The organism is Actinomyces sp. 565, assembly GCF_010365615.1.
GTDB lineage: Bacteria > Actinomycetota > Actinomycetes > Actinomycetales > Actinomycetaceae > Actinomyces.
The window spans coordinates 35,647-48,320 of the sequence record NZ_PIZD01000049.1 but is presented as its reverse complement, the minus strand read 5'-3'; the positions used below and the strand labels follow the sequence as shown (position 1 = coordinate 48,320).

12 protein-coding genes are annotated in these 12,674 nt (G+C 69.9%); 6 read left to right on the top strand and 6 right to left on the bottom strand.

Going from position 1 to position 12,674, the window contains the following annotated elements:
* Window positions 1–86: 86 nt before the first annotated feature.
* The 3 genes from GZ997_RS07790 to hflX form a co-directional block, all read right to left on the bottom strand.
* The gene (locus GZ997_RS07790; protein WP_161923763.1) at window positions 87–1,091 is read right to left on the bottom strand and encodes an L-lactate dehydrogenase; all 1,005 of its coding nucleotides are present in this window, start codon (window positions 1,089–1,091) and stop codon (window positions 87–89) included.
* A 110-nt stretch (window positions 1,092–1,201) separates the two neighbouring features.
* Entirely contained in the window at window positions 1,202–3,118 is a 1,917-nt protein-coding gene (locus GZ997_RS07785; RefSeq protein ID WP_238994360.1) for an ATP-dependent DNA helicase, read from the bottom strand.
* Between the two features lie 190 nt (window positions 3,119–3,308).
* Window positions 3,309–4,997, bottom strand: coding sequence for a GTPase HflX (gene hflX / locus GZ997_RS07780; protein WP_162679496.1), 1,689 nt, complete (start codon window positions 4,995–4,997; stop codon window positions 3,309–3,311).
* Window positions 4,998–5,102: 105 nt separating this feature from the next.
* Here hflX and GZ997_RS07775 point away from each other — a divergent pair, with 105 nt between their 5' ends.
* From GZ997_RS07775 to GZ997_RS07760, 4 genes are all read left to right on the top strand, one after another.
* Complete coding sequence (locus GZ997_RS07775) at window positions 5,103–6,575, top strand: MFS transporter (RefSeq protein ID WP_343212301.1); 1,473 nt, start codon at window positions 5,103–5,105, stop codon at window positions 6,573–6,575.
* A gap of 55 nt (window positions 6,576–6,630) precedes the next feature.
* On the top strand, window positions 6,631–7,242 hold the full coding sequence (locus GZ997_RS07770; protein ID WP_162679495.1) for a methyltransferase: 612 nt from the start codon (window positions 6,631–6,633) through the stop codon (window positions 7,240–7,242).
* 230 nt (window positions 7,243–7,472) lie between these two features.
* On the top strand, window positions 7,473–8,180 hold the full coding sequence (locus GZ997_RS07765; RefSeq protein ID WP_162679494.1) for a hypothetical protein: 708 nt from the start codon (window positions 7,473–7,475) through the stop codon (window positions 8,178–8,180).
* Between the two features lie 33 nt (window positions 8,181–8,213).
* On the top strand, window positions 8,214–9,257 hold the full coding sequence (locus GZ997_RS07760) for an ImmA/IrrE family metallo-endopeptidase (RefSeq protein ID WP_162679493.1): 1,044 nt from the start codon (window positions 8,214–8,216) through the stop codon (window positions 9,255–9,257).
* Between the two features lie 241 nt (window positions 9,258–9,498).
* Here GZ997_RS07760 and GZ997_RS07755 read toward each other — a convergent pair whose 3' ends face one another.
* Window positions 9,499–9,981 (bottom strand): DUF523 domain-containing protein, encoded by a 483-nt coding sequence (locus GZ997_RS07755; RefSeq protein WP_237564298.1) that lies wholly within the window; start codon window positions 9,979–9,981, stop codon window positions 9,499–9,501.
* A gap of 160 nt (window positions 9,982–10,141) precedes the next feature.
* On the opposite strand from GZ997_RS07755, the gene GZ997_RS07750 reads away from it, so the two are divergent.
* Window positions 10,142–10,402, top strand: a complete 261-nt coding sequence (locus GZ997_RS07750; RefSeq protein WP_238994352.1) for a CoA biosynthesis protein CoaBC — start codon at window positions 10,142–10,144, stop codon at window positions 10,400–10,402.
* Window positions 10,403–10,604: 202 nt separating this feature from the next.
* On the opposite strand, the gene GZ997_RS07745 is transcribed toward GZ997_RS07750, so the two are convergent.
* The gene (locus GZ997_RS07745; RefSeq protein ID WP_162679491.1) at window positions 10,605–11,300 is read right to left on the bottom strand and encodes an ATP-dependent Clp protease proteolytic subunit; all 696 of its coding nucleotides are present in this window, start codon (window positions 11,298–11,300) and stop codon (window positions 10,605–10,607) included.
* A gap of 1 nt (window position 11,301) precedes the next feature.
* A complete protein-coding gene (locus GZ997_RS07740; protein WP_161923756.1) occupies window positions 11,302–11,940 on the bottom strand; it encodes an ATP-dependent Clp protease proteolytic subunit in 639 nt (212 codons plus the stop codon).
* A 295-nt stretch (window positions 11,941–12,235) separates the two neighbouring features.
* Here GZ997_RS07740 and GZ997_RS07735 point away from each other — a divergent pair, with 295 nt between their 5' ends.
* Window positions 12,236–12,589 carry a cupin domain-containing protein gene (locus tag GZ997_RS07735; protein ID WP_162679490.1) on the top strand — a complete coding sequence of 118 codons (354 nt, stop codon included), beginning with the start codon at window positions 12,236–12,238 and terminating at the stop codon, window positions 12,587–12,589.
* Window positions 12,590–12,674 lie beyond the last annotated feature (85 nt).

Here is a 12,674-nt window from a genome sequence, read left to right as displayed (position 1 = left end):
ACCTTCCAGTGGCAGGATTCTGCTACGGCGCAATCGGCACTGTGATGCCTGTAGACGCGGCCCTCACTAGAGCGCCGCGCGCCTACTCAGTAGCCCAGCCCGCGCGCCACCTCGCGCAGCCGCTCGGCGGAGGCGGTCAGCCGGTCGCGCTCGTCGAGGGTCAGGGGCAGCTCCAGACGGCGTCCAGCACCCTCACGGCCGACGATCGTGGGAACCGCCATGCACACGTCGGAGATGCCGTGCCAGTTGTCCAGCAGCGGTGAAATGGTCAGCACCCGCTGCTCATCGTTGAGAATCGCCCCAATGATGCGGGAGACGGCCAGGCCGACGGCGTAGTTGGTGGCGCCCTTGCCCTCGATGATGCGGTAGGCGGAGCGGACCACGTCATGGGCGATGCGGTCGCGCTTGGCCTGGTCAAAAACTCCGCCGTCGAGAGTCTTGCCCCACTGGGTGATCGGCACGCCGCCGATCTCGGTGGAGGACCACAGGGCGACCTCGGAGTCGCCATGCTCACCGGCAATGTATCCGTGGATGTTCTGGGTTGCGGTGCCGGTCTCCAGGGAGACGAGGTACCGCATGCGAGCCGTGTCCAGGACGGTCCCGGAGCCGAAGATCTGGTTCTCAGGCAGCCCGGTGATCTTCTTGGCGCAATACGTGACCACATCAACCGGGTTGGCCACCATCAGGAAGATGGCGTTGGGAGCGACCTCTACCAGCTTGGGCAGGATCTTCTCCATGATGCCAACAGTGGCACCGGCAAGCTCCAGGCGGGACTGGCCGGGCTTCTGCTTGGCTCCGGCAGTGACAGCGATCACGTCCGCGTCGCGGCAGATCTCCGGGTCATCAGAGCCGGATACGGCGCCTGCGGAGGTGAACTGGATGCCCTGGGCGATGTCGAGGGCCTCGGCCTCGACCTTCTCCTTAACGATGTCCTGCAGGACAACCTCGCGGGCGACGCCCTTGGTGACGCACGCGTAGGCGAGCGTGGAGCCAACCGCGCCCGCACCGATGATGGCGACCTTAGAAGGACGGCCTGAGCGAGCCGTCGGGTACGAACCTTGAGCGCTGTTGGTAATCGTGGGGTCTGACACTGTGTTCCTCCGAATCTGAACGGTTGCCAGTTTGGTGAGCTGGCCCACCCAGGAGACAGAGTACGCGGTCGGGACCGGCGCCGCACGAGTACGGGGAAAATCTCCGGGCTTCACCTGCCGGCGGCCAGCCGCCCCAGCGCACCCAGGACGACGTCGCGGTCCCGGGTAGGCCACAGCGGCGGCATGGAGCGGGCCAGGAATGCCCCATAGCGCGCCGTACGCAGCCGGGGGTCCAATACGGCGACGACGCCGCGGTCGTCCGCCCGGCGTACCAACCGCCCCGCCCCCTGCGCCAGCAGCAAGGCGGCGTGCGTGGCCGAGACGGTCATGAAGCCGTTGCCGCCAGCTGCGGTGACGGCCTCGCTGCGCGCCTGGGCGACCGGGTCGTCTGGTCGGGGGAAGGGAATACGGTCGATCACCACCAGCCGGCAGGTGCGGCCGGGCACGTCCACGCCCTGCCACAGGGACAGGGTTCCCACCAGGCAGGCGTCCTCATCGGCGGCGAAGGCCTCCACCAGGGTGGGCAGCCGGTCCTCTCCCTGCGCGTACACGTTCAGCTCGGTGCGCTCGCGCAGCAGCGCCGCGGCGTCGTCAGCGGCCCGCCGGGAGGAGAACAGGCCGAGCATGCCGCCGCGACTGGCCTCGGCCAGCACCACCACCTCCTCCAGGGCCTCCTCGGAGATGCCCGCACCGGGGCGCGGCAGGTGGGTGGGGGTGTACAGGATGCCCTGGCGCGCGTAGTCGAAGGGGGTGCCGACGTCGAGCCCCTCCCAGTCGGCGTCGGCGAGCGTGAGCCCGAGGGCCGCAGCCATGGGGTTGAAGCTGCCGCCCAGGGCCAGGGTGGCGGAGGTGAGCACGGCGGCGCGGTCGGCGAGCAGTGTGTCGGCCACCGATCCGGCCACGTCGATGGGCGCCAGGGTCAGCCGCGGCGGATCGGCGCCCAGGCGCGGGCGCTCCACCCAGGCGACGTCGCGGCGTTGGGCCACCGAATCGGAGGTCATGCGCTCAACCACGTCGGTCATGTCGGCGACCGCCGTACGAGCCAGGGCCACTCCCCCGGCCTCGGCACCCGCCTGCCCGCCGCCCTGGCTCGCCGCGCGGGCGGCGTCGCGCACGTCGGTGAGCACCTGCCGGCAGGCGGCCTCCAACAGGGTGAGGGCGTCCGCGAGCGCCGGCGGCAGCCCTTCGGCCAGGCGCCCGTCGGGCAGTTCCGCCAGCGCCAGCTGCAGGGTCTGCCCCGCCTCCTCCAATTCGTTGACCAGCACGCCGGCGTGGCGGCGGGCGGTCGCGGCCACGCGCGCGACGGCTGCGGCGGACAGGCTGGCAGTGCCCTGGGAGCGCACCCGGTCGGCGAGCTCGTGGGCCTCGTCTACCACCAGCACCTCGTGCTCGGGCAGCACGCCGGGGTTGCCGGCCACGGCGATGCCAAGCATGGCGTGATTGGTGACCACCACGTCGGCCTCCGCGGCGGCGGCGCGGGCGAGCACGGGGAAGCACTCGTCGTGCAGGGGGCAACTCGTCCCCAGGCACTCGGCGGCGGCCACGGAGGCCTGCGCCCAGGCGCGGTCGGACACGCCGGGCACCAGGTCGTCGCGGTCCCCGGTGTCGGTCTGCTCGGCCCACTGCCGCAGCCGCACCACCTGCTCGCCGAGTGTCTGCTCGGCGCCCTCGCCGATGCGGGCACGGGGCGTGGCCGCGGCAGCGGAGAAGAGGGTGTCGGCGTCGTCGTCGGGGTAGCCGCCGGCCAGGCGGTGGCGGCACAGGTAGTTCTGCCAGCCCTTGAGCAGGGCGACGGAGGGCCGTACGCCGGTGGTGCGCTCGACGGCGTCGGCGGCCAGTGGGGCGTCCTTGGTGAGCACCTGGCGCTGCAGGGCGAGGGTGGCGGTGGACACGACCGTGCGCTCTCCGGCGTCAACGGCGTGCACCATGGCGGGCACCAGGTAGGCCAGCGACTTGCCGGTGCCGGTGCCGGCCTGGACGAGCAGGTGCCCGCCGGTCTCCATGGCGTGGGATACGCGCGCCGTCATCTCGGTCTGGCCCTCGCGCGGGCTGCCGCCGAGTGCGGTCACGGCGGCGTCCAGCGCGGCCCGGGTACGTGCCTGCTCCGCCGTCGCGCCCGACTCGCCCGGGGCGGCCGCGGGGGTGCGGGCAGTTGCGGCGTCGGCGTCCTTATTCGCCCGGCCCACCGGGGCAGGCGCACTCATTTCGCGCACGGGCTCACCCGGCGGCGGGTCCGGCAACATCGACGGCGGCCAGCTCGGCCGCCAGGGCGGCGTCCACGCGGGCGACCACATGCGTGCCGGCCTCGACGTACTCGACGGCGGTGATGTCGCCGTCGGCGTGCACCCGGGAGACCAGCTCCCCGCGCGAGTACGGGATCACGACGTCCACGGCCACGTCCGGGCGCGGCAGCATGGCCTCGATGCGGTCGCGCAGCTCCGCCAGCCCCTGGCCCGTGCGGGCGGAGACGACGACGGCGCCGGGCAGGCGGGTGCGCAGGGCGGCCAGGGTGACCGGGTCGGCCAGGTCCGCCTTGTTCAGCGCGATCAGTTCGGGCACGTCCAGGGCGCCGGGGATGTCGGCCAGGACGGCGTGGACGGCGGCGATCTGCCCGAGCGGGTCGGGGTGGGCGGCGTCGACCACGTGCAGCAGCACGTCCGCCTCGGCGACCTCCTCCAGGGTGGAGCGGAAGGCCTCGATCAGCTCGTGCGGCAGGCTGCGCACGAAGCCGACCGTGTCGGTGAGGGTGTAGATGCGCCCGTCGGCGGCCTCGGCCTTGCGGACGGTGGGGTCCAGGGTGGCGAACAGGGCGTTCTGCACCATGATGTCGGCGCCGGTCAGGCGGTTCATTAGGGAGGACTTGCCGGCGTTGGTGTAGCCGGCGATCGCGACCGAGGGGATGGGGCCGCGGCGCCGCGAGCCGCGCTTGACCTCGCGGGAGGGCGCCATGGCGCGGATCTCGCGGCGAAGCTTGGCCATGCGCTGGCGGATGCGGCGGCGGTCCAGTTCGATCTTGGTCTCGCCGGGCCCGCGCGAGCCGATGCCCTGACCGCCGGCGACCCGTCCGCCGGCCTGCCGGGACATGGACTCGCCCCAGCCGCGCAGGCGCGGCAGCAGGTACTCCAGCTGCGCCAGCTCCACCTGGGCCTTGCCCTCACGGGACTTAGCGTGCTGGGCGAAGATGTCCAGGATCAGGGCGGTGCGGTCCACGACCTTGGCGTCCACCACGTCCTCCAGCGCACGCCGCTGGGAAGGCGCAAGCTCGCCGTCGACGACGACCGTGTCCGCGCCGGAGTCGGCGACCATCTGAGCCAGCTCCTTGGCCTTACCAGACCCGAGGTAGGTGGCCGGATCGGGGTGGTCGCGGCGCTGGATGAGCGCATCAACCACTTCACTTCCGGCGGTCTCAGCCAGAGCGGCGAGTTCGCGCAGGGAGGTCTCGGCATCCTGGGCGGCAGTGGTGTACGCGGCGCCGCTGACCACCGGAGCGCCGAGGGCGGCGTGGGTGCCGGCGTTGGGGTGGGCGCTCGCATTGGCGTACGCGACAACCGCACCGGACTGGGGCAGTTCGAGGCCGACGAGGATGACGCGCTCGAGACGAACCTGCCGGTACTCGACCTCGCTGATGTCCTCCTGATCGGTGGACAGTCCCGCCACGCGGCGGGTGCCGGCGCGGGCCTCGCGTTCCAGGGCGCCGGCGTCGGACTCGTGGTACTGCCGGTGCCCGGCGGTGGAGGCCAGGGCGGTGCCGGCGCGGGAGCGGACCCGGGAGGCGAGCGCCGCGGCGGGGTCGGTGTCACCAAGAAGACCAGCGTCGTTGTCGGCGGCGACAGTGCCGTCGGCGCTGTCAGTGACGGCGGGGAGGGCGTGGTCGGCGGAGTGGCTGTGATGCTGAGTGTTATCCATGCGGGTTCAGATCCTACTGCCCACCCTCCGCCTTGCCGAGCGCCCGCGGGCCCCGTTCGCCGTAGGCGGTCGCACCGGCCGCAGCCGCGCCGATACGCTCAGGCGGTGAGCTCCCGCGAGTCCGACATGCCGCAGGCCGACGCCGTCGCCTCGGCCGACAGCCCCGCCGCGGCTGATTCCGCCTCCTTCACAGGCTCCGCCGCGGCCCCGGGGGCGCCGCCGCCCCCGCCGCCGTCGCTGCGCGCCCTGGCGACCACGCCGGTGGGGCGCCTGGCCACAGCGATGCTGGTAGTGGAGCTGCTGGCCGGCATGCAGACCTACATCAACCAGACGGTGCTGCCGCTGGTGGCCACGGACCTGGGCGCCCGCGCCCACTACGGGCTGGTGACGGCCGCCGCCATGGTGCCGACCTTCCTGACCATGCCGCTGGGCGGCACCATGCTGGCCCGCTGGCGGGCCGACCGGCTGATGACGACGCTCACCGCCGTACTGGTGGCGGGGGCCGTCACCGGGGCGCTGGCCCCGGGCGTGGGGGTGTACGTGGCCGGCGAGGTGCTGCGAGGTCTGGCCGCCGGGGCACTCGCGACGGTGAGCATGGGCGTGCTGGTGGCGGGGCTGCCGGAGGCGTGGCGGCGGCTGTTCCTGGCGGCCGGCTCGGCCACCTGGATCGTGTCCTCCGTCCTCGGCCCGGGATATGCGGCTGCGGTCTCCGAGGCCTGGGGATGGCGGTGGGCGCTGGTCGCCTACGTGCCGCTCCTGGTAGCGGCCAGGCTGGTGATGGCACGTGCGATCCGGGGCCTGCATGTGGACGACGACGAGGCCCGTCCCCCGCTGGTGCCGGCGCTGGCAATGGCAGTCGGGGTGGCAGGGATCGGTGCGGTGCCGGCGGCGTCGGCGTGGTTCGTGCCCGTCGGGGCGGCCGGACTGGCGGCGGTGACGTGGGCCTGCGCCCGGGTGTTCCCCGCCGGGACCATGCGCCTGGCGCCGGGACGGCCCGCGGCGCTGGCCATGCTCGCCTGGCTGTGCGCCGCCTATTTCACGCTGGACTACCTGGTCTCACCCGCCGCCCACGACGTGCTCGGACTGGGGCCGAATGCAGTCGGCTGGGCCCTGACCTGCGCGGGGCTGGCCTGGTCGTCAATCGCCATCTGGACGGCGGCGCACCCTGCCCGCGCCCCGCGCCGCTTCCGGATGCGGATCGGCATGGGGGCAGCGTGCTTCGCTATCGGCGGGACGCTCATGACCCTCGCCTTCGCCGACATTGCGCCCTGGTGGTGCCTGCACGTGGGCTTCGCCACTGCCGGGACCGGGATGGGGCTGACGAATCAGGACACGATGATCCGCTGCGTGACCGCCCCAGAGGACTTGGGCGGAGCGCCGGACGGCATCTCCGAGGCACGCATCGCCACCTCCGTGACTGTGGCGAATGCCGCCGGCGCAGCCACCCTGGGAACCCTGGCGACCACTTTCGTAGCGCCGTCGGCAGCGGGCGTGCAGGCGGACCTGCTGGTGCCGACCACGGCGGCGCTCACCGTGGCGCTTGCTGTCACCCCGCTGCTCGCTCGCAGGGCGGCCTGAGCGGCGCCTGCAACTGCCCGGGACTACTCGCGCCCGGCCCGGTAGTGTCGGGCGGGTGAGCGAGCAGCACTACTTCACCGCCTCCCCCGACTCCCCCGCCGAGGAGCGGCGGCACCACTTCGTCATCCGTGGCACCGAGCACGACGTGACCACCGCGTCCGGCGTGTTCTCCGCCGACCGGCTGGACCTGGGCACGCGAGTACTGCTGCGGCAGGCGCCGCAGCCGCCGCAGACGGGCACCTTCCTGGACCTGGGCTGTGGCTGGGGACCACTGACCCTGGCCCTGGCGGACGCCGCCCCGCAGGCCACCGTGCTGGCCACGGATGTCAACGAGCGCGCCGTGGAGCTCACCGGCCGGAACGCCGCCGACGCCGGGCACAGCCGTGTGCGGGCCGTGCTCGCCGACGCGCTGCTGGAGGAGCTGCGCAGCTCCGGCACCCGGTTGGACATGATCTGGTCCAACCCGCCGATGCGGATCGGCAAGCCCGCGCTGCACGCGATGCTGGCGGACTGGCTGAGGCTGCTCGCGGACGACGGCGAGGCCTGGCTCGTGGTGCAGAAGAACCTCGGTGCGGACTCGCTGGCCAAGTGGCTGGGCGACCAGGGCTGGAAGGTCGAGCGCGAGGCCTCCTCGAAGGGCTACCGCGTCCTGCGCGTAACCCGCTGACCCCACCACCCCTGCCCCGCCCCTCGCCGAGACCGGCACTAGTAACACACCGAGACCGGTCGAAATCGCTCGCCGCGACCGGCCGCTAATCAGGCCCCACCGCTCCCTCACTCCCACATTGCGCCAGTAGGAGCCGTGTTCGTGATCGCCGGACAGGGTTGCCGCGCATCGTCTCGGGGGTATAGTTACTTCCGGTTTTGAACACTCATCGGAGAGGCTGAGGGGCGGACATGACCGAGTCATTCCCGTTGCAACCGTCGCCCGGCGCGGTCCTCACGGGCCAGGCGGCCGCACAACAGCTAACGGCCATGGGGCTCGATGCAGGCCTCCTGGCCGAGGCGTGTCACGAGGGTCTTCAGGCCGCCATCAACCAACACACGCCATTCGATCCGGTTATTGCCTTCGGCTTTGAGCACTGGGCGAAGACCGTCAGCGCTGTACGTAAGTATCTGGACAGCCTCGGCTGGCGGGCCCACGACCGCGCCAATGCGCCCCGCTCGGTTAGCCCTAACAAGGATCTGACCGCCATTGCCGCTATGGGAGGGAACGCCAACACCGGAAACCCGGACAAACGGCCCGCCAACGCGAGAAGCAAGGGCACTGTCTTCCGCGACGAAGTTGACGACAATGCCGCCCTCTCGCACATTCAGCTTGCCCACCAGCCCGCCCTCGACTTATCCGAAGGCGTAACAACCGCTGATGCCGCCGTGGCCCGGGGTATTCCACTACACACCTGGATACTGTTGTATTTCTGGGATCGCACTGAGAACGTGCTTCGCTGCGAACTCTCGCTTCCCATCGCATGCGACGACGGCATCATCACGCAATGGCATACCCGCATCATTCTGCCGGAAGCACCACTGGAGCCCGCTGGTCTCGAGGCCATCCCACAGCGAGGGCCCACCGACGACGTCGACTTCGACGTGGTGGCGCTGTAACGCCCACCCCAGTGGCATCGACTCAATCACGACATGTCCATCCACCCCACACGTGTCACAATCGCCCGCGAACGCGGCGGATTGTCCCGGCTAGACCTGGCCACCGCCGTCGGCGTGAGTACTCGTACTCTCGCAAACTGGGAAGACAGCGGCGCGCCCGACACCAGGGCCGACGCGCTCTCAACTGCCACCGCACAACCCGTGGCATTCTTCCAAACTAATCCGGCCGCTGCGGTGACCGATGATCTGATATTCTTCAGAACGCGCCGCCGTACGAGCGCAGCTCTCCTACACCGGGCCACCGCCCTCGGGGCTCTGGGAATGGAAATGTTCAACGAGATGAGCCGGCGACTTGGCCTGCCTGTGCTTGCGCTGCCGGAACTCGATCCGAGCCTGTCCCCTCAAGCGGCGGCTGAGGCGGTGCGCCGACAATGGGCCTTAGGCGACTTCCCACTGCCGAACCTCGTACAGCTTGTTGAGTCCCATGGCATTCGGGTGCTGGGGATCCCGGCGGCCGAGCAGGACGTCGACGCCTTCAGTTTCTGGGGTCAAGATGCACGCCCATACGTGTTCCTCGCCCGCCGGAAGACGCCGGAGCGGTCCCGCTTTGATCTCGCCCACGAGCTCGGACATCTCCTGATGCACTCCAGCACAAAGACCGACGCCGCCACAGACCGGGAGTTGGAACGGGAGGCCAACGTCTTCGCAGCAACGCTCTTGCTCCCGCCCGATTCCGTACGCGCTATGATGCCCTCCGCCCCACCGCTGGACGCAGTTGTTGCGCTCGCCCGTCATTTCGGCACTTCCGCCGTCGCCGCGGCACACTCAGTCCACGATGTCGGAAGAGCTTCTGATTGGGGACACCGCCAACTCATGGCCGAACTCACCCGCCGCGGTTTTGAAACCGGTGAGCCCGGCAGCTCACTCCCCTATGAGCGCTCACGGATCCATGACGCCCTGGTGAAACATCTGCGCCAGTCTCGGATAACGACGACTGCCTGGGCGCGCGCCATCGGCCAGCGCCCCGACGATGTCGCGGCCTTTACCCTCGGACAAGCGCTGTCAGTCGCACCCTAAGCCCTGATCTGCCCGCGCCCAAACGCGGAACCCATCTACAGTCCCATGACCTCCCCGCGCAGGAAGGTGACCGCCGTGCCCGCGAGCATGCACCGCTCACCGTCGACTGCGCAGCGCACAGGCGAGGAAGGCCATCTCGTGCCGGCCCTCGTTTCGGCGCACGGTCAGGCGGACGCTGGGTTACCGGCGCAGGGACAATCGGCGAAGGCGTCGACGCTCGTGGGCCGGAATCCAGCGACGGCTACCGGCCGCGCTCTCGCACGGTTCCCGTGGGGACGACGGCGATCCCGCGACGACGTAGTGCGGCGGCCAGCACTCCGCAGCCCTGCTTGAGCTCGCCGCTATGAGTGCCGTCGTAGATGGTGCGCACGCCGCATGCGGGGCTGCGCTCCTGCAACACCGCAGCTGGACATCCCATATGTGCCGCTACCGCGGCGGCCGCATTGGCACCCTGAATGAATGCATCGGTGACGTCCTCGCCGTCGCGGGTGATCACCCGGGCGTGCCCGTCGAGAACATCCTCACCGTCACCGCCGACGATCTCGGCAGGCGACCGCGGGATGGGCAGACCGCCCATCAGCTCGGCGCACAGCGGCAGGGCGAGTCCCTCGGCAGCCAGGCCAGCGATGTCGCGATCGGGCTTCGCACCGCCGTCGTACCGGCACTTGAAGCCGGCCAAACAGGCGCTTACGAGCAGCGGGCCGCCCTGAACGGAAGAATTCACGGTGACTAGCCTAGTGGCCCGTGGAAGTTCGACGTCGAGCGCGCCACGGCCCGAGGCGGAAGCCGGATGGCGGGCTATCATCATTGTGGTAACGACTCGTTTTGTTCTTCATGTCTCTCAAGCCGACCGTTGGCCAGCCGCACTAAGCAACCGCGCCAATATGACCGAACTCGGCTTCGCTGAGGCCATCACGGTAATGGTCAATGGAACGGCGATTTACGCGATTCAGGGCGCCAACGACTGGACTTCCGCAATGGAACGAGCCGCTGCCGCCGGCGGCACCTTCGAGGTTTGCTCACGTTCGGTTGCCAACCACTCTCTTCCGGTTGAGAGCCTGCCACCCTGGTTCCGTGTCGTACCGGCAGCGATACCAGCCATAGCGGAACACGTCCGCGCCGGGGCGACCTATATCAAGCCCTAGCACCCTTGGCAGGCACGATGGCCGCTGACCCGCTTGAGCCGGTCTCGGTGCGTTACAAGTGCCGGTCTCGGTGCGTTACAAGTGCCGGTCTCGGTGCGTTACAAGTGCCGGTCTCGGCGATTAAGCAAGCGGGGCGGCGCCGGAGAACCGGCACCGCCCCGCCCTGCGGAATTTCACCCGATCCGGTAAGACCGGCGCGCGCCTACGCCGAGTGCGGAGATGCGGGCGCCTTGCGGGAGGTCAGCACCTGGTCGACGATGCCGTACTCCTTGGCGGCCGCAGCCGTCAGGATCGTGTCACGCTCGAGATCGGCGTGTACCTTCTCCACCGGCTGACCGGTGTGAGACGCCAGGGTCTCCTCCAGCCACGTGCGCATGCGATCGATCTCGTTGGCAATGATCTCGATGTCACTGGCCTGGCCCTGCACGCCCTCCATGGCGGGCTGGTGGATGAGCACGCGCGCGTTGGGCAGCGCCAGGCGCTTGCCGGGCGAGCCCGCGGCCAGCAGCACGGCGGCCGCGGAGGCGGCCTGCCCCAGGCAGACGGTCTGCAGCTGCGGCTTGATGTACTGCATGGTGTCGTAGATGGCCGTCAGCGCCGTGAAGGAGCCGCCGGGGCTGTTGATGTACATGGTGATCAGGCCGTCGGGGTCCTGCGACTCCAGGACCAGCAGCTGGGCCATGATGTCGTCGGCGGAGGCATCGTCGACCTGCACGCCCATGAAGACGATCCGGTCCTCGAACAGCTTGGCGTATGGGTCCTGCCGCTTGAAGCCATAGGCGGTGCGCTCCTCGAACTGGGGCAGCACGTAGCGGGCCTGCGGCAGCGACTGCGGGTTAATGCCCGCAGCCTCGACCTGCCTGGCAACGGCGTCGAAGTAATGGCGAGAGCTCGTCATGTCAGTTCTCTCCGTTCTGGGTGCCGATCTCGCGGCTGGAGCTCACGATGTGGTCAACAAAGCCGTAGTCCAGGGCCTCCTGCGCGGAGAACCAGTGGTCGCGGTCGGAGTCGCGGATGATCTCCTCAACCGTGTGTCCGGTGTTCGCGGCAGTGATCTCGGACAGCTCCTGCTTCATCTTGATGATCAGGTCGGCGTTGATGCGAATATCGGTGGCCGACCCGCCCGCACCGCCGGAGGGCTGGTGCATGAGCACCCGGGTGTGCGGCGTGATGTAGCGCTTGCCCCGCGCACCGGAGGAGAGCAGGAACTGCCCCATAGAGGCGGCCAGGCCGGTGGCGACCGTGACGACATCTGGCTGGACGTACTGCATGGTGTCGTAGATGGCCATGCCGGCGGTGACGGAGCCACCCGGGGAATTGATGTAGAGGTAGATGTCCCGCTCGGGGTCCTCGGCGGCCAGCAGCAGCATCTGCGCGCAGATGGCGTTGGCGTTGTCGTCGCGCACCTCAGAGCCGAGCCAGATGATGCGTTCCTTGAGCAGGCGGTTGTAGATGGAGTCGGTCAGGCCCAGGCCCGTACCGGATCCGTCGGCGGCGGCCGGAGTGATGGCCGCCGGGGGCGTGTGGAGCTCGCTCACGTCAGTCCTTCCGTGTTCGGTGATGCCAACGCTAACCCGCCACTCGCCCAGCGCATGCCCAGGATCGGAGGCTTTTCGCTTACGGCCCACACAACGACGGCGCGGATCGCCACTTCGCCCCGCCACGGACGGAACCCGACCAGCCGCAGTGTGCCCGAGGCCACCGGCTCGCCGCCCCGCGATGCGAGTAGCCTCGGCTACAGGATTTGAAACGGCTCTACCGGGGATAAATGCTCCCGTCCGCGAGCGCGTCGAGTCCCAACATGCACGTGTAAGCCGAGGAAGGAAAACCGCCATGCCCACCACGCCCGTCTCCGAGTCCCTGTTCCGCCTCGGCCTGAATGAGGCCCTGCCGGTCAGCGAGGAGGCGACGACCTCCCGCGTGGTGGTCAACAACGCCGTCCTGCGCACCGTCATCTTCACCTTCGACGCCGGCCAGCTGCTCACCGAGCACGCCTCCACCAAGGCGGTGGTGGTCACGCTGCTGGAGGGCGAGATGGACTTCACCGTGGCCGGGCGCACCGAGCGCATGCGCGCCGGCGACGTCATCTACCTGGCCCCGAACGACCGCCACGCCCTGACCGCCGTCACCCCTTGCCGGATGCAACTGGTGATGGTGGAGCTCGATGATCGGAGCAGCAGGAACTAACCACCCAACCCGGCTCTTGGGGTTTGCGGGTGCAGTGGTTCGCACCCAGGGCGCCCGGGCGCACACGCACGGCACTCCAGACACG